The following is a 15,724-nucleotide window of genomic DNA, read 5'->3' on the forward strand; positions in this document are numbered from 1 at the left end:
AGCGTTTACTTCGCAGATAAGTCGACTTTTGCTTCCATCGACAAGCCAACACGCAGTGGGTGTTCAGCAAGTTCTTTTGGGTCAAGTGCAATACGAACCGGTAAGCGTTGAACCACTTTAATCCAGTTTCCTGTTGCGTTTTGAGCCGGAATTAAGGCAAAGGCAGAGCCTGTACCACCAGAGAAGCCCATCACTTTGCCGTGATATTCAACGTCATCACCATATAAATCTGAAGTCAGCGTGACTTCCTGACCCGGACGGACTTTTTTCAACTGACTTTCTTTGAAGTTCGCATCTACATATAAATCATTGAGCGGCACAATCATCATCATGCTGGTGCCCGGTGCAACACGTTGACCGACTTGAATATTACGACGCGTAACCACACCATCGACTGGCGCACGAATCACGGTACGTTCCAAATCAAGCTGAGCTTGTTCAACATGTGCTTGTGCAACTTGTACATCAGGTGTCGAAGTTTCGCTTACACCCTGAATTAACGCTTCATTTGCAGCTAAAGTACTTTCGGCAGCTTTACGGCTCGAAGAGGCTTGCGCTAAACCAGCTTTAGCAAGCTCTAGCCCTGCTTTGGCTGTTTCAACTGCACTTTGTGCTTTAGTCAGTTCTTCTTTAGACACTGCACCAGAGGCAGCAAGCTGTGCACGGCGGTTTAACTCTAAAGCAGCTTTGTCATAGTCTGCTTGTGCTTGAGCAACCTGTGCTTTGGCACTGTTAATTTCGTCAGCACGCACCACAACTTGAGAGTTTAAAGAACTACTGTTTGCCGCAGTTTGTTTGTATTGGCGTTTTGCTTTGGCAAGTTCTGCCTCAGCTTGAGCCAATGCAATTTTGGCATCACGGTCATCAATACGAACCAGCACGTCACCACGATGTACCGTTTGGGTATCTTTTACGACAACCTGAGCGACCTGTCCGCTCACCATTGAAGTAATTTGCGCGGTTTCTGCACCGACATAGGCATTATCCGTACTCACGGAATTATTTAAAAATAATGCCCAGATTGCATACAAAATAGCGGCGATCAATAAAATCAGCGCAAAAAAACCAAGAAATTTTTTGCGCTTGTTTTGATTGGTTTCATCCGAGGCAGATGTTGTTGGCACTGTTTCTTGTACATTGCTTTGTGCATCAGTCATGGTATGTTCCTAAAGATGAGTTGGCTTTGCCATCAATCTCGCACTACACCTTGTTATAGAGTTTTTATTTTTCTATAAACAAGACATACCGCATTGTCAAAGGAGCTAATTTTAACGCTAAAACCTCATAATATGAGAATAAAAATTTATAACTAATGCGTTCGTTCTAATTAAATTAATGTTTATCTCAAAGTTTTTGTAAAAATTTCTGCTTTTTATACACTAAAAAAAGCGCACTTGGCGCTTTCAAAGGGTTCAATTCATTGCTTAATAGGCATATGAAGCAATGCCGGCAGCAATCGCTTTATCTTCATCATTGACCATGGTCATGCGCATGGTGCAGCCCTTACGACCTAAACGTAATACTTCGGCACGTGCAATAAAATATTTACCACGCCCCGGTGCTAAATAATCTACACGCATGTCGACTGTTGCCAAACGCGACACTTGCTTAATGGTTTCAGTTAAAGTTTCGGGAGTTGAACGGCGATAGAGGTGTTCCATTGCCACAATTCCACCAATACTATCGAGCAAAGTTGCAGCAACACCGCCATGCAAAATCTGAAATGCCAAATTGCCAATCAGGTTGGGTTGCATCTCAATATAGCCTTCAATGTGCCCGTCCACCACACGCATAATCATTCCACTATGCTTAAAAAAAGGAGAGCTATTAAACGCCTTACATAATTGGTTGAGAACCACAGTTAGGTCAGTTTTTGCACCTAAATGGATGTTCCCAGTCCAATTTTTCTTTTCTTCACTCATATGTTGCCTAAATTTAAAAGCATGATAAACACCCATAATTTTGTACAAATCCAGCATTATGGGGCTACAATACAGCAGTCGGTTGACAGTAATGGAATATCCGCCAACCTATCCTAGTGTAATACCGAACATCGAGATTGTTATGACTTATACGTTCAATCGTCCTGCATTTCCAGCCACTCGCATGCGCCGTATCCGTAAAAATGACCAGTTGCGTGCGATGGTCAGCGAAACACAGCTCACTACCAATCACTTGATTTATCCAGTATTTGTATTACCGGGACAAAATCAGACCCAAGATATTCCAAGTATGCCAAACATTCAGCGTTTGTCGGCAGATTTGTTACTGAAAAAAGCTGAAAGACTTCTGGAATTGGGCGTATCAAAACTGGCTCTTTTCCCTGTAACACCTCAAGAAGATAAAAGCCTTACCGCAGAAGCTGCATGGCATGAAGATGGTTTAGTCCAAACCACATGTCGTCTGCTTAAGAAAGAATTACCAGAAATGGTGTTAATTACTGATGGTGCCCTCGACCCATACACGACTCATGGTCAAGACGGCATTATTGATGAAACAGGCTATGTGCTAAACGATGAGACTGTAGAATGCTTAATTAAACAAGCGTTAAGTCACGCAGAAGCAGGTGCCGAAGTGATTGCACCAAGTGACATGATGGATGGCCGTATTGGCGCGATTCGTCAGGCTTTAGAAGCCAATGGTCACATCTACACCAACATCATGGCCTACTCTGCGAAATATGCGTCTAGCTTCTATGGTCCGTTCCGTGATGCTGTTGGCTCTGCATCCAACCTCAAAGGTGGTAATAAATATAACTACCAGATGGACTTTGCCAACCGTGCCGAAGCGTTACATGAAATCGCGCTTGATATTCAAGAAGGCGCCGACATGGTGATTGTAAAACCGGGCATGCCATATCTGGATGTGGTACGTGAAGTGAAAGATACCTTTGGTGTTCCTACATTCATTTACCAAGTGAGTGGCGAATATGCAATGTTAGCCGGCGCAATTCAAAATGGCTGGTTATCAGACTCTGTGATTTTAGAATCACTGATGTGCTGTCGCCGCGCTGGTGCAGACGGGATCTGGACTTACTTTGCAGAAACCGCTGCCGAAAAACTCAAGGAAATGAACTAAGTTCGCAGAGAAAGGATAACACTGCATGCATATTGCAATCATTGGCGCGGGCATAAGTGGATTAATGTCTGCGCTGGAGTTGGTTGAACAAGGCTGTACGATCAGCATTTTTGATCAACAACAAGCGGGACAAGCAGCCTCTTGGGCTGGTGGAGGCATTCTCTCTCCGATGTACCCGTGGCGCTATGTGCATGCAGTGAACCAACTTGCCCAATTTGGCAAAGCCTCTTATCAAGCATGGAACCAAAAGCTCTACCCTATTACAGGGATTGATTTTGAAATTCATGACACAGGCATGCTAATTTTTGATGAAGAAGATTTTGACGTCGGGCTTTCCTATGCAAATCAACATCAAGAACCGATGCAGCGCTGTGAATATCTACAAAGAGATGCTTTAGAGCAAGTCAACCCGCATATTTCCGAACAGTTTCAAGAAGCGATTTATTTCCCTGAACTGTCTAATATTCGTAATCCACGCGTTTTACAGTCTCTGATTAGCTATTTAAAACAACATCCGAATGTTGAATTTTTTGAAAACACTCCTGTTAAAAAACTGATTCAACAAGGTGATACCATACAAGCTCTCCAAACCGAAGATGGACGCAAACATACGGCAGATCATTTTGTAATAACTTCGGGCGCTTGGAGCCATTACTGGAACTCACAATTACAACTCGAAATTCCAGTCGAACCTGTTCAAGGTCAAATGCTGTTATTTAAAACCCCTGCTCACTGGCTACCAACCATGTGTATGAATCGAGTGATGTATCTAATTCCACGTATGGACGGTCATATTGTATGCGGGTCTAGCATGGCACATCGTGGTTTTGACACGTCTACCGATGAAACTACGCAGCACAATATTTTAGAAGCATGTTTAGAAATGGTGCCTGAACTGGCCGATTTCCCGATTGTACAGCGCTGGGCAGGCCTCAGACCAAGTTCACCAAATGGCGTTCCGTACATTGGCAAAATGCCTGAAATGGATAACCTGTGGGCAAACTTTGGTCATTTTAGAAATGGTTTATGCATGGGTGCAGGTTCTGCACAATTGCTCCGTCAGCTTATGCTCGGTCAACCAACATTAGTTGATGCCAAAGCATATTCGCCAGAGCGTTTGCAAAATAAAATCTTAGTCTGAGGCCAATATATTCTCTAAAGCCATTTTTAATTGAGGATAAGTAAACTCAAATCCTTCTGCTTGCAAGGCAGCGGGTTTAACGTATTGACCATTCAAAATCAATTGCGACTGCTCTCCTAACAAACAACGAAAAACAGTGCTTGGTGCTGACAACAATGGTTTCTTATTCAAAACCTCTGCTGCTTGTTCAACAAAAGCTTTTTGAGTCACATTTTCTGGCGCTACGACATTGTGAATTTGAGCAGATTGAGGATGTTTAAATATAAACTCGATTGCACTTAACAGGTCTTCAATGTGTACCCAAACCACAGGCTGACGACCGTGACCAATTTGACCGACTAAATTGAGTCGAATAGGCAGCAACATTTTAGGCAAAATCCCACCGCCCTGCCCAAACACTACACCTAAGCGAATAATTTTAGTATTTTGCTGAGCGTCTGCTAAAGCTGCTCGTTCCCACTCTTGGCAAAGCTCGGACATAAAAATAGGTTGTGGCGGGCTTTGTTCTGTGCACACTTCTGTCCACTTTTCTTGATCATCTATTCCGTAATAACCAATCGCAGAACCAGACACAATCACTTCCGGAAAAATTTCAGACTGCTTGAGCCACGCATATAACTTTCGGGTCGTATTTACACGGCTTTCAATGAGTTGTTTTTTACGTGACCCGGTCCAACGTTTCTCACCAATATTTGCACCTGCCAAATTCACCACATAATCAATTTGCCGTGTCGAAATATCTTCAAACTTTTGCACCCACTGCAAGGCAGGATGGTCAGATGCCTTTCCAGCCTGCCGTGTCACAGCAATCACGTTATAATTTTTTTCTAAAAGGAACTTAATTAAATGCGTTCCGATAAAACCACTCGCACCTGTAATTAATACATTCTTATTCATATTTCCTCCTAAGCTGAGGATTCAAGTTTTATTTAATTGTATAAGACTCATTTATATTTAATCGTATGAGTTTTCGTAGTGATCTATTGCACATTAAACATTTTGTCAGCCATTCGCTGTGCTTGTTTGCCATAAAACCAATAGGTAATTAAATAAAGCGGAATAGCTAACATTAAAAGCATAATCAACATAATGCTTAAAAACTGAGGTTGTTTGAGATAAAGCATAAAGTTTTGCAAAATCTCAGGGTCTTTTCTGGCAAATAAAAATAGGCCAAATAAAACACCACACAAGTTATAGCCCCAAAAAATTAGGGTAAAACCCAAAGTAAATTTCTTTTTTTCTGGTACAGTCGGGGCACGGCGTTCTTTCTTTAAAAATTTAAATAAGACAAAAATCATTGCGCCTAAATATGGAACGGCTGTTAAAATACCACCTACACTCGCTGGTAATAGTGCTGCAACAACACCTACAATTAAGGTGAGCACAATGCATAAACCAAAAAACCAGAGAAAGTAAGAACGTAATTTGGTCATATTTTTGCCTAATTTATGGGTTCAAAAAATAATTATAAATTTTTTTCGATTTTTTTTCATTTTTCTGTCAACCAATCCTGATCTCTTGACGTTATATAGGGTAACAAGGTCGCAGCAACCGAATACTTCCTTTGCACGGCATCCGCAAAATTGTTTCGGTGACCTTTCATTACGACTCTTTCCTTCCTTCGGATTAGGTTTTGTTAGCAGCCGAAACCCTTGATGAAGTTTTTGACCGACGATTCTCTCATCACTCGAATCGTCGGTTTTTATTTTCTAGCACTTTCATTTATTTTACGCTCACCATACACAATAGTGCTTTCGTGGCTATAAAGGCTATGCGTATACTTTTTGCACCATAAAAATATGATTTAAATAATATGAACACTATTGCCTATTTTGAAATCCAGTCTTCAAACCCTGCCCGCGATGCGCAGTTTTACCAAGCTGTGTTTGGTTGGCAATTTAAACTCGATGAAAGCTTACCGATTGAATATTACCGCATAGAGACACCTTCAATTATGGGTGGACTATTAAAACGCCCAGCCCAAACGCCGCCAATGGAATATGGCACCAATGCATTTACCTGTTCGGTTCAAGTCGAAAACTTCGATGAGGTAGCTGCAAAAATTTTAGCGCAAGGTGGTATTGTCGCGATGGATAAATTTGCTATTCCGGGCCGCGCTTGGCATGGTTACTTTGTCGATTTAGACCACAACGTTTTTGGTATTTTCCAAGTCGATGAAAATGCAGCTTAAAGATCTTATTTAACGACTCTATTTATTTTTAATGTATAGCCACCGCCTTTTTATCGGTGGCTATTTCATATTGATTATTCGGCAAAGCTAAAGCTGGCTTCACATGTAATTGGGAAATTCACCGAATTGGCAATCATACATTCGTGATGTGCTTCTTCGTGCAGTTTTGCTGCAAGCGCTTGGTCTGCACCTTTTTCTAAAATAACTTCTGGTCTTAAAATAATTTGAGTAAAGTGACCACGTTTAACTGGATCTGCATCTTCCATAAAGCCAAGTGCTTTATCGATATAACTCACAACGTGAATATGATTGACTGCACACAGGTGTAAATACCAAAGCTTATGGCAAGCTGAAGCTGATGCAACCAATAAATCTTCTGGGTTCCATCTAGTCACATCGCCTAAATAGGCAGGGTCTGATGAACCTTGAATAGTAGTCTTTTGAGGATGTTGAATACTAAAGTCTCGTTTATAAGAACGATAAGATGAAGTGCCTGTACCCGTATTGCCTTCCCACTGTATTTTTACTTCGTATTCGTGAATGGTCATTTTTTTCTCAAAGTTCATGGTTTGAGTCGATAGTAACAAAGCAGCGTTTAAAGTGAAAAATTTAATTCAAGTTTTACTATGGGCTTAAATAACGAGCACTTTAAAATGTCTTGATAAAATCTCCCGCCAATTTATGCTAACGTATCTGTGTTTATTTTGGCTTGATGTCTGTTTCTATGTCCGTACATTTTTTACATACTTCTGACTGGCATTTGGGGCAGTTTTTTTATAATCATTCACGCCACTACGAACACCAACAATTTTTAAGCTGGTTACTCACTCAAATTCAAGAAAAACAACCGCATGCCCTACTCATTGCTGGCGATATTTTTGATGTAATTAACCCAGGTTCTCAAGCACAAAAGCAACTCTACCAATTTTTAGCAGATGCCCATCGTATTGCACCGCACATGCAAACGCTCATGATTGCGGGTAACCATGACTCAGGCTACCGTATTGAACAGGTCGAACCACTTTTAGAAAAATACAATGCAAAAACTGTGGGTGTGGTTCGCTGGAATGAAGATAAAACTCTAGATCTCGATCGACTACTTTTACCTATTTATAATCAAAATCAAGATATTGTGGCGTGGTGCCTTGCCCTGCCTTTTTTACGTTCGGCCGAAATTACGGGCTTTAACGAACATACCACCAATAGCAAAAATGCGATTGCCTATTTGCACCAGCAACTCATTGCCGAAGCCAAACGTCGTAAAACACCGGACCAAGCGCTTATCTTGATGTCGCATGCGCATATGCAAGGTGGGGAAACATCCGACTCTGAACGCCCCATTATTATTGGTAATGAAGAAGCACTTTCAACGACATTGTTTGAAGATGCTGTCGACTATGTCGCTTTAGGGCACTTACATAAACCACAAAAAGTAGGCCAGCCGCACATTCGTTATAGCGGCTCACCCATTCCACTTTCTTTTAGTGAAATTAACTATAAACACCAAGTGGTTGAGGTCAAAATTGACCCTTCTCAAGACATTGACAGCCGTTTGCAATTTGAAGCTGTCGAAATTCCGCGTTGCATACAATTGCACCGCATTCGTGGTGAATTAAATGAAGTCTTGCAACAACTCAAAGCCTTACCAAGGGGCGTGATTGAAAATATTGACCACCGTGAATATGTGGATATTGAATATTATAGTTTAACGCCGCCACAGCCGAATTTACGTCAGCAGTTTGAAGCGGCCCTACCACCTGACCGCTATCGTTTAGTGCGTATTTCACGTCAATATGTAAATAAAGACGCGATCAACTCAAATACTACTCAGCAAATCGCACTTGAACCGCCAACACCAGAAAGACTCTTTCAAAATATTTGGGAAAAACAAGGTTACAGCGCCGATGATGCGGTCTTAAAAGATTTTCTAAGCCTAGTAAAAGAAGCACAAAAACATCTTGAAAATGATGCAACACCTTAAGGATATGTCATGAAAATTTTATCCATTCGAATAAAAAATCTGGCATCTCTTTCTGATGAACACTTTATTGATTTTGAAAGTGCACCTCTCGCCCATGCAGGTCTCATTGCGATTGTGGGAAAAACTGGTGCAGGTAAGTCGACCATTTTAGATGCCATGTGCCTAGCTTTGTTTAATCGGGTTCCACGTCTAAAAGACAGTGATGGTAAATTAAAAGATGTTGATGGTTCTGAGTTACTCACTAACTCACCTTTAACTGTCTTACGCCGTGGTACAGGACATGGTTTCGCTGAGCTTTGCTTTATCGCACAAGATCAAAAGCGCTATTTGGCGCGTTGGGAAATTAAACGCGCACGTGAAAACCCAAATGGTAAATTGCAAAGTGTGCAGCGCCACTTAAAATGTTTAACCGATGGTGTGGTACTTGCCGACAAAGCCAAAGCGGTTGATGAAAAAGTTAAGCAAATTACCCAGCTTTCTTTTGAACAGTTTACTCGTGCGGTGCTACTTGCCCAGTCCGAAGTGACCGCATTTTTAAAAGCTCGAGACAGCGAACGCGGTGAATTACTCGAGTACCTGACCAACTCCAGCATTTTCGCCAAAATTGGTGAGCTGGCTTTTCGTAAAACCGCAGATATAGCAAAGCAGCGTAAACAGCTTGAAGAGTTTTTAGGACATATCGAAATTTTGTCTGATGAAGATATTGCTGCATTTACCGGGCAATATCAGCAAGCCGAGCAAAACCATCAACAGTTAGAACAACAAAAAAATGTTTTAGACAAACAACAACAATGGTTTGAGCGTAAGGCAAAACTTGAGCAAGAGGTTCAAGCGAAACAACAACAGTTTCAAACTCAACAAAATCACCATCAGCAATTGGCTGGTGATCGTGAGCAATTAAAACGCCTTGAAGTTTTCTCTGAAATACGCCCACAAGTTTTTCAGCAATCTCAAAATTTACAAACGCTACAACAACTTGAGCCGCAAATTCAGCAAGCGCAAACCAAGTTTAATGATTTAGTACAAATTTTTGAAACGGGACAAAAACAGTATCAACTCGCAGAACAAGAGCTCAAACAGACACTCGATTTTGAGCAGCAACATCAACAAGCTTTAAATCAAGTTCGGCAGTCCATTCAAGAACGTGCTTTTATTGCCGATGAATATAAAAAGTGCAAAGAAAAGAAAAATGTATTTGAACAAAAACTCGGTCCATTGCAACAACAGCAAAATACGGTGCAGCAGCATATTGCACAGCTTCAACAAGACCAAGTTCATCTACAACAGCAGCTTACTCAGACTCAGCAATATGCTGTATTGGACAAAGGCCTTTCAGCGCATCTGCATCAGCTTGGGCAATTTATTCAAAATTACGAAGCAATTGAACAACAGCTTGGCAATCCTACCCTTGCCCGCCAAAAATTATCGGAAGCTAAAAGTGAACTCGAACAACTCACAGCTTCACTCGGCACAGTTGAACAAATTGAGTTAAAACTTGAGCAACAGCGTAAAGATAAAGATCAGAAACTTGCTCAAATCACTCAGTTAGATCTGATTCAGCAAAAAATAAAAATTTATCATGAGCTATATGCTGAGCTTCAACAATTCAACGAAAAACATACTCAAACCTCCGCGCAAGAAGAACAGCTTAAAACCGTTTGCCAGTTAGCTGAACAAGACTACCAAACAGCAAAAACTGAACGTGAAAAGTTACAGCACATTTTGCAACAGCAGCGTTTACTACACACTGAAAATATTGAGCAGTTACGGGCCAATCTTAAAGAAGGCGAAGCTTGTCTAGTATGCGGAAGTACACATCATCCCTATCGTGTTGATGACAGTGCAGTCTCCAAGGCCTTGTTCGATTTGCAGCAACAACAAGAGCAGCAAGCTGTTGCACTCGAGCAAACTAAATTTAATGCATGGCAAATCCAGCAACATGCACTTACCCAGTGTCGTGCCGAGCTTGAGCAAGTTCAGAAATATCTAGCTCAACTTCAAACAAAACAATCAAGCTTGCAACAAGAGCTTGAGCAAACGTTTAAGCTCAATCAATTACATATTGAGCTTAATCAAGCTCCTGAGCAGATCTTGCTAACGCTGAACGAACTCAGACAAGCTGCGCAAACTGCCATAAATTCATTTGACTCAGAAAACTTGCGTTTAACCCAAGCGATTAAACATCACAATCAACTGCTGCAATCTATTCAGCGCAATGAAAGCTTGCTCAATACGGCACAGCAATGGCAACAACAAGTTCAACATATTGTTGAGTGTTTATCTGAAGCCGAACAGCACGCATGGCAGCAGTCGAGTAGCCAAACGGCTAAGCAGACTTGGACTATTCTTGATGCACGCGCTAAGCAGCTTGAGCAACAAGAACAGCTTTCACATCGTTTTGAACAGCAGCAACAAGAACTTAAAATGTTGACTGCTAACTTTGAACAAATGGCCAAGCAAATTGATGAGATCGATCAAAATCTCAAAGAGATTACGCTTAAAGGCCAACAAAATAATGAAAAAGCGGTGTCGCTCATTCAGCAAATGACGGGCCTCTCTGATATTAAACCGCACGAATGGCTAATTGAGCATGACGTTAAACGTCAGCAACAACAAACGGCGTATCACGAGGCTAAACAACGTTTTGAACAAACCAGACAGCACTTTGAGCAGCAAAAACAGGCGCTCGATCAACTTAAACATCAGTATCAACACACTGCGGAGTACCAGCAGCAAATTGATGGGCAAATTCAAAACTGGTTAAAAGCCCACGTTGATTTTCAGGCAACTGATCTTACGGCGCTCATGCAAATCAATTCCGCCCAAGAGCAAGACATTCGTAATCGTCTTAATCATGCTGAGCGTTTATTAAGTGAAGCCTCTTCTGCCCTTAAAACCATGCAAGAGCAATTAAGCGAGCACTTACAAACTCAGCCAGATATTGAATATGAAAAGCTTGTTAGCCTTATTCAAGACAATATTGCAGAGCTTAAAGCACAACTTGAAGTACGTGATCGACTTAAGCTTAAGCTCGAAGTGCATCAGCAAAATCTGGCTAAACAGCAACAATACGCCGAGCAAATTCAAAATATTCAGCAAGAAGAACATCGTTGGAGCAAAATTTCAGGCTTGATTGGTGATGCAAAAGGTAAAGAGTTCCGCGACTATGCCCAGCAATATCACCTAGATATTTTAGTGGAACATGCCAACCAGCAACTGGCAATGCTGTCTCAACGTTATACGTTAAAACGCCTAGATCAGTCTCTAAGTCTTGCCATTATTGACCACGACATGGATGGAGAAACCCGCTCAGTTGCATCTTTGTCTGGCGGTGAATCGTTCTTAACTGCCCTTGCCTTGTCTTTAGCGATTGCCAATATGGCCTCGGGTTCAATGAAAATTGAATCGCTGTTTATTGATGAAGGCTTTGGTACTTTAGACGCCTCATCTTTGCACATGGTGATGAATGCTTTAGATCAATTGCAAAATCAGGGACGCCAAGTCATTCTCATCTCACACATTCAAGAAATGCATGAGCGTATTCCAGTACAAATTCAGGTAAAACCACTCGGCGCGGGTGCAAGTACTATTGAAGTAGTAGGTTAAAACTAAAAAGCCCCGACATCCTGTCGGGGCTTTTTTAGATTCTGCGTTGGTATAACTCCTGTCGTACCTGTATGCATCCATTCATCACTGTTTATTGTTATTCTTAGAAACATCCTGTTTCCTGATGAGTTCATAATACGAAAAAAGCATTGTCTGCCATAGCCGCAAAAGGCCGCAATTTCTGTAAGATAAAGCTTACATCACCCTTTTTGCGAATAGTCTCTAGCACCAAACAACGCCGTTCCTACACGTACCATAGTTGAACCAGCCGCAATTGCAGCTTCTAAATCACTCGACATTCCCATACTTAAAGTGTCCCAATCTTCTGGGTGCGTATGTTGGCCTTTCACAGCATCAAACAAGGCTTTAGCATCTGCGAAAGCGGCAGTATTGTCAGGTGCTGGAATGACCATTAAACCGCGTAATTTGATTTTAGGTAACTGACTCATTTGAGCAACCAGCTCGGCAACTTCATCTGGTGCGCAACCATCCTTACTGTCTTGCCCATCAATATTCACTTGCAAACAAATATTCAGAGCAGATTGATCATCACCACGTTGGTTAGATAATCGCTCGGCAATAATTAAACGATCTACACCATGTACCCAATCAAATTTCTCGGCCAAATGCTTCGTCTTGTTGCGTTGAACATGACCAATAAAATGCCATTCAATGTCTAAATCCTGTAAAGCTTCGACTTTATCTAAAGCTTCTTGCAAATAGTTTTCGCCAAATGCTCTTTGCCCTGCTGCATACATTTCACGCAAACTTTCACTTGGATGTGTTTTCGATACGGCTAAAAGTTGTACGGTTTCAGGCGCACGTTGAGCATGTTCACAAGCACTTTGGATTTGCTGTAATACGTGCTGCCGCGCATCTTGCAGGTAATTCATTGACAAGGTTCTCATTTTCAAAAAACTTTTTTGCTTTTCACCTAAAGCGAGGTGTTGGTAAGCCTCGGTGAAAGCCGTATATTATTCTACAAAATAATGACATATTTTGATTTACTTGGGGAAATTATGGATATTACAGAGCTACTCGCCTTCTCTGTGAAAAATGGCGCGTCCGATTTACACTTGTCTGCTGGCATGCCGCCAATGATTCGCGTTGATGGTGAAGTCCGTCGCATTAACTTACCTGCTCTAGATCATAAAGATGTTCATCGTTTGGTCTACGACATCATGAATGATAAACAGCGTCGTGACTACGAAGAAAAACTCGAAACCGACTTTTCTTTTGAAGTACCCAACGTTGCTCGTTTCCGTGTTAACGCATTTAATCAAAACCGTGGTGCGGGTGCAGTGTTTCGTACGATTCCGTCCAAAGTACTCACCATGGAAGATTTAGGCTTAGGTCAAATCTTTAAAGATATTTGTGATTATCCACGCGGCATTGTACTGGTGACAGGTCCAACAGGTTCTGGTAAATCGACGACACTTGCAGCGATGATGGACTACATCAACGAAAACCGTTATGACCACATTCTAACGGTTGAAGACCCTATCGAATTTGTACACCAATCTAAGAAATGTCTCATCAACCAACGTGAAGTGCATCGTGATACACACGGCTTTAATGAGGCACTACGTTCAGCACTGCGTGAAGACCCAGATATTATTTTGGTCGGTGAGATGCGTGACCTTGAGACTATTCGTTTAGCACTTACTGCTGCCGAAACAGGTCATTTAGTATTTGGTACTCTTCATACCACTTCTGCTGCGAAAACCATTGACCGTGTAATTGACGTATTCCCAGCCGAAGAAAAAGACATGGTTCGTGCCATGCTCTCTGAATCTTTACAGGCGGTTATTTCACAAACCCTGCTTAAAAAGAATGGCGGCGGCCGTGTGGCAGCTCATGAAATCATGATTGGTATTCCTGCCATTCGTAACTTAATTCGTGAAAATAAAGTCGCGCAAATGTACTCAGCTATTCAGACTGGCGCAAATCATGGCATGACCACCCTCGACCAAAGCTTAAAGAATTTGGTGTCTCGCGGTGTGATCAGCCCGCAAACGGCTCGTACTGCTGCTAAACAGCCTGAATCATTTCTATAAAAATAATTAGAGAATAAATATGGATTTTAATGACCTGCTCAACCTGATGGTTGAAAAAAAATCATCCGACCTCTTTATTACAGATGGCGTTGCACCATCGATGAAGATTAACGGGCAAATTGTTCCCATTTCAAAAAATAGTCTTTCAGGCGAAATTATTGGGCAACTCTTACATTCCATCATGAGTGAAAAACAACGCAAAGAATTTGCTGAGACTCGTGAATGTAACTTTGCCATTATGAACCGTGATAAAACTGCCCGCTTTCGTGTGAGTGCTTTTCAGCAACGCGACATGCCAGGCATGGTATTAAGGCGAATTGAAACTAAAATTCCTTCAATTGATGACTTGCAATTACCGCCTGTGCTTAAAGATTTCTCAATGACCAAACGCGGTATCATTATTTTTGTAGGTGCAACAGGTACAGGTAAATCGACATCATTGGCTTCAATGATTAGCTATCGTAACCATAACTCTAAAGGTCATATCATTACCATTGAAGACCCTATCGAGTTTATTCATGAACACGCTGGCTGCATCATTACCCAACGTGAAGTTGGGATCGATACAGACTCATTTGAAATTGCTTTAAAGAATACGTTGCGACAAGCACCCGATGTAATCTTGATTGGTGAGATTCGCTCTCGTGAAGTTATGGACTACGCGATTGGCTTCGCCGAAACAGGTCACCTTGTATTAGCCACAATGCATGCGAACAATGCCAACCAAGCACTTGACCGTATTATTCACTTCTTTGAAAGTGACCGCCACAGTCAGCTCTACATGGACTTATCTCTTAACTTAAAGGCCATGATTGCACAGCAACTTATTCCGACTCCAGATGGTAATTCGCGCCGTGCCGCAATCGAGATTCTCATTAACTCACCATTAATTTCAGACTATATTCGTAAAGGCGAAATTCATGAAATTAAAGATTTAATGAAACGCTCACGTGAACTCGGTATGCAAACTTTTGACCAAGCACTGTTTGATCTTTATAAGTCGGGCCAAATTACCTACAAAGATGCATTAAAACATGCCGACTCACCAAACGATTTGCGTTTAACAATTAAGCTTGCCGAAGAAGGTCCTGAGCAAATTGCAGGCACAAATCAGCATTTAACCTTCGACAGACAGTAATTTCTTCATAAAAAAAGGAAGGTTAAACGTAACCTTCCTTTTTTATTTGTTTTCTTTGTGTGAAAACGATTATTTCTTGCGCAGTACTTCCTGACATTCAGGTTCGTTACAGTAACCGTAGAGGTTTAATGAGTGACCCGTTAAGGTAAACCCATGTTGCTCAGCTACAGCATGCTGTTCTTTCTCGATAACATCATTAGTAAATTCAATAACTTTGTTGCAATTATGGCAAACCAAATGATCGTGATGATCTTCTTGCATAATTTCGAAAACAGAATGATTATTTTCAAAATGGTGGCGCTGAATGATACCTGCAGCTTCAAATTGTGTTAACACACGGTAAACTGTCGCAAGGCCGACATCTTCCCCTTGTTCTAACAAAGTCTTGTAAATATCTTCAGCGCTAAGATGATGTTGTTTTGAATTTTCTAATAATTCCAAAATCTTAATTCGAGGAAGGGTAACTTTAAGTCCAGCTTTGCGCAAATCTTGATTGGAAATAGGCATGAAAAAAGGTCTCTCAACAAATCTC

Annotated in this window: 14 protein-coding genes; 7 read left to right on the plus strand and 7 right to left on the minus strand. The window is 41.4% G+C overall.

The window, feature by feature from the left end:
* Positions 1–5: 5 nt before the first annotated feature.
* Positions 6–1,157 carry an EmrA/EmrK family multidrug efflux transporter periplasmic adaptor subunit gene (locus J536_RS16460; protein WP_032063398.1) on the minus strand — a complete coding sequence of 384 codons (1,152 nt, stop codon included), beginning with the start codon at positions 1,155–1,157 and terminating at the stop codon, positions 6–8.
* Positions 1,158–1,424: 267 nt separating this feature from the next.
* Positions 1,425–1,922, minus strand: coding sequence for a thioesterase family protein (locus tag J536_RS16465; RefSeq protein WP_002121786.1), 498 nt, complete (start codon positions 1,920–1,922; stop codon positions 1,425–1,427).
* 142 nt (positions 1,923–2,064) lie between these two features.
* On the opposite strand from J536_RS16465, the gene hemB reads away from it, so the two are divergent.
* A complete protein-coding gene (gene hemB, locus J536_RS16470) occupies positions 2,065–3,078 on the plus strand; it encodes a porphobilinogen synthase (RefSeq protein WP_004794101.1) in 1,014 nt (337 codons plus the stop codon).
* Between the two features lie 25 nt (positions 3,079–3,103).
* Positions 3,104–4,219 carry an NAD(P)/FAD-dependent oxidoreductase gene (locus J536_RS16475; protein ID WP_032063399.1) on the plus strand — a complete coding sequence of 372 codons (1,116 nt, stop codon included), beginning with the start codon at positions 3,104–3,106 and terminating at the stop codon, positions 4,217–4,219.
* Here J536_RS16475 and J536_RS16480 read toward each other — a convergent pair.
* Together J536_RS16480 and J536_RS16485 are read right to left on the minus strand one after the other, a co-directional pair.
* The gene (locus J536_RS16480) at positions 4,211–5,116 is read right to left on the minus strand and encodes a TIGR01777 family oxidoreductase (RefSeq protein WP_032063400.1); all 906 of its coding nucleotides are present in this window, start codon (positions 5,114–5,116) and stop codon (positions 4,211–4,213) included. The genes J536_RS16475 and J536_RS16480 overlap by 9 nt on opposite strands.
* An 83-nt stretch (positions 5,117–5,199) precedes the next feature.
* Positions 5,200–5,652 carry an ABZJ_00895 family protein gene (locus J536_RS16485; RefSeq protein ID WP_032063401.1) on the minus strand — a complete coding sequence of 151 codons (453 nt, stop codon included), beginning with the start codon at positions 5,650–5,652 and terminating at the stop codon, positions 5,200–5,202.
* Between the two features lie 380 nt (positions 5,653–6,032).
* Between J536_RS16485 and J536_RS16490 the strand changes: the two genes are divergently transcribed.
* Complete coding sequence (locus J536_RS16490; RefSeq protein ID WP_001091952.1) at positions 6,033–6,410, plus strand: VOC family protein; 378 nt, start codon at positions 6,033–6,035, stop codon at positions 6,408–6,410.
* A 74-nt stretch (positions 6,411–6,484) separates the two neighbouring features.
* Here the strand turns inward: J536_RS16490 and J536_RS16495 are convergent, their stop codons facing one another.
* Positions 6,485–6,958, minus strand: a complete 474-nt coding sequence (locus J536_RS16495; protein WP_032063402.1) for an OsmC family protein — start codon at positions 6,956–6,958, stop codon at positions 6,485–6,487.
* A gap of 164 nt (positions 6,959–7,122) precedes the next feature.
* Between J536_RS16495 and J536_RS16500 the strand changes: the two genes are divergently transcribed.
* Positions 7,123–8,391 (plus strand): exonuclease SbcCD subunit D, encoded by a 1,269-nt coding sequence (locus J536_RS16500; protein WP_032063403.1) that lies wholly within the window; start codon positions 7,123–7,125, stop codon positions 8,389–8,391.
* 9 nt (positions 8,392–8,400) lie between these two features.
* Entirely contained in the window at positions 8,401–11,997 is a 3,597-nt protein-coding gene (locus J536_RS16505) for an AAA family ATPase (protein WP_032063404.1), read from the plus strand.
* A 200-nt stretch (positions 11,998–12,197) separates the two neighbouring features.
* Here J536_RS16505 and J536_RS16510 read toward each other — a convergent pair whose 3' ends face one another.
* Positions 12,198–12,890 (minus strand): YggS family pyridoxal phosphate-dependent enzyme, encoded by a 693-nt coding sequence (locus J536_RS16510; RefSeq protein WP_005070852.1) that lies wholly within the window; start codon positions 12,888–12,890, stop codon positions 12,198–12,200.
* A 126-nt stretch (positions 12,891–13,016) separates the two neighbouring features.
* On the opposite strand from J536_RS16510, the gene J536_RS16515 reads away from it, so the two are divergent.
* Both J536_RS16515 and J536_RS16520 read left to right on the plus strand, forming a co-directional pair.
* Complete coding sequence (locus J536_RS16515; protein WP_002121749.1) at positions 13,017–14,054, plus strand: type IV pilus twitching motility protein PilT; 1,038 nt, start codon at positions 13,017–13,019, stop codon at positions 14,052–14,054.
* Between the two features lie 19 nt (positions 14,055–14,073).
* Positions 14,074–15,192: a PilT/PilU family type 4a pilus ATPase gene (locus J536_RS16520; RefSeq protein ID WP_032063405.1), complete on the plus strand. Its 1,119-nt coding sequence runs from the start codon at positions 14,074–14,076 to the stop codon at positions 15,190–15,192.
* A 69-nt stretch (positions 15,193–15,261) separates the two neighbouring features.
* Here J536_RS16520 and fur read toward each other — a convergent pair whose 3' ends face one another.
* The gene (gene fur, locus J536_RS16525) at positions 15,262–15,699 is read right to left on the minus strand and encodes a ferric iron uptake transcriptional regulator (protein ID WP_002121758.1); all 438 of its coding nucleotides are present in this window, start codon (positions 15,697–15,699) and stop codon (positions 15,262–15,264) included.
* Between the last annotated feature and the right edge of the window lie 25 nt (positions 15,700–15,724).

This window comes from Acinetobacter sp. 809848, assembly GCF_000581275.1.
GTDB lineage: Bacteria > Pseudomonadota > Gammaproteobacteria > Pseudomonadales > Moraxellaceae > Acinetobacter > Acinetobacter pittii.

What these genes read in the sequence shown, in the direction of transcription:
- J536_RS16490 (WP_001091952.1), top strand. Translation starts at nt 6,033, where the DNA reads ATGAACACTATTGCCTATTTTGAAATCCAGTCTTCAAACCCTGCCCGC.
- J536_RS16495 (WP_032063402.1), bottom strand. Translation starts at nt 6,958, where the DNA reads ATGACCATTCACGAATACGAAGTAAAAATACAGTGGGAAGGCAATACG.
- J536_RS16515 (WP_002121749.1), top strand. Translation starts at nt 13,017, where the DNA reads ATGGATATTACAGAGCTACTCGCCTTCTCTGTGAAAAATGGCGCGTCC.
- J536_RS16485 (WP_032063401.1), bottom strand. Translation starts at nt 5,652, where the DNA reads ATGACCAAATTACGTTCTTACTTTCTCTGGTTTTTTGGTTTATGCATT.
- J536_RS16500 (WP_032063403.1), top strand. Translation starts at nt 7,123, where the DNA reads ATGTCTGTTTCTATGTCCGTACATTTTTTACATACTTCTGACTGGCAT.
- J536_RS16465 (WP_002121786.1), bottom strand. Translation starts at nt 1,922, where the DNA reads ATGAGTGAAGAAAAGAAAAATTGGACTGGGAACATCCATTTAGGTGCA.
- J536_RS16475 (WP_032063399.1), top strand. Translation starts at nt 3,104, where the DNA reads ATGCATATTGCAATCATTGGCGCGGGCATAAGTGGATTAATGTCTGCG.
- J536_RS16460 (WP_032063398.1), bottom strand. Translation starts at nt 1,157, where the DNA reads ATGACTGATGCACAAAGCAATGTACAAGAAACAGTGCCAACAACATCT.
- J536_RS16505 (WP_032063404.1), top strand. Translation starts at nt 8,401, where the DNA reads ATGAAAATTTTATCCATTCGAATAAAAAATCTGGCATCTCTTTCTGAT.
- J536_RS16480 (WP_032063400.1), bottom strand. Translation starts at nt 5,116, where the DNA reads ATGAATAAGAATGTATTAATTACAGGTGCGAGTGGTTTTATCGGAACG.
- J536_RS16520 (WP_032063405.1), top strand. Translation starts at nt 14,074, where the DNA reads ATGGATTTTAATGACCTGCTCAACCTGATGGTTGAAAAAAAATCATCC.
- J536_RS16510 (WP_005070852.1), bottom strand. Translation starts at nt 12,890, where the DNA reads ATGAATTACCTGCAAGATGCGCGGCAGCACGTATTACAGCAAATCCAA.
- hemB (WP_004794101.1), top strand. Translation starts at nt 2,065, where the DNA reads ATGACTTATACGTTCAATCGTCCTGCATTTCCAGCCACTCGCATGCGC.
- fur (WP_002121758.1), bottom strand. Translation starts at nt 15,699, where the DNA reads ATGCCTATTTCCAATCAAGATTTGCGCAAAGCTGGACTTAAAGTTACC.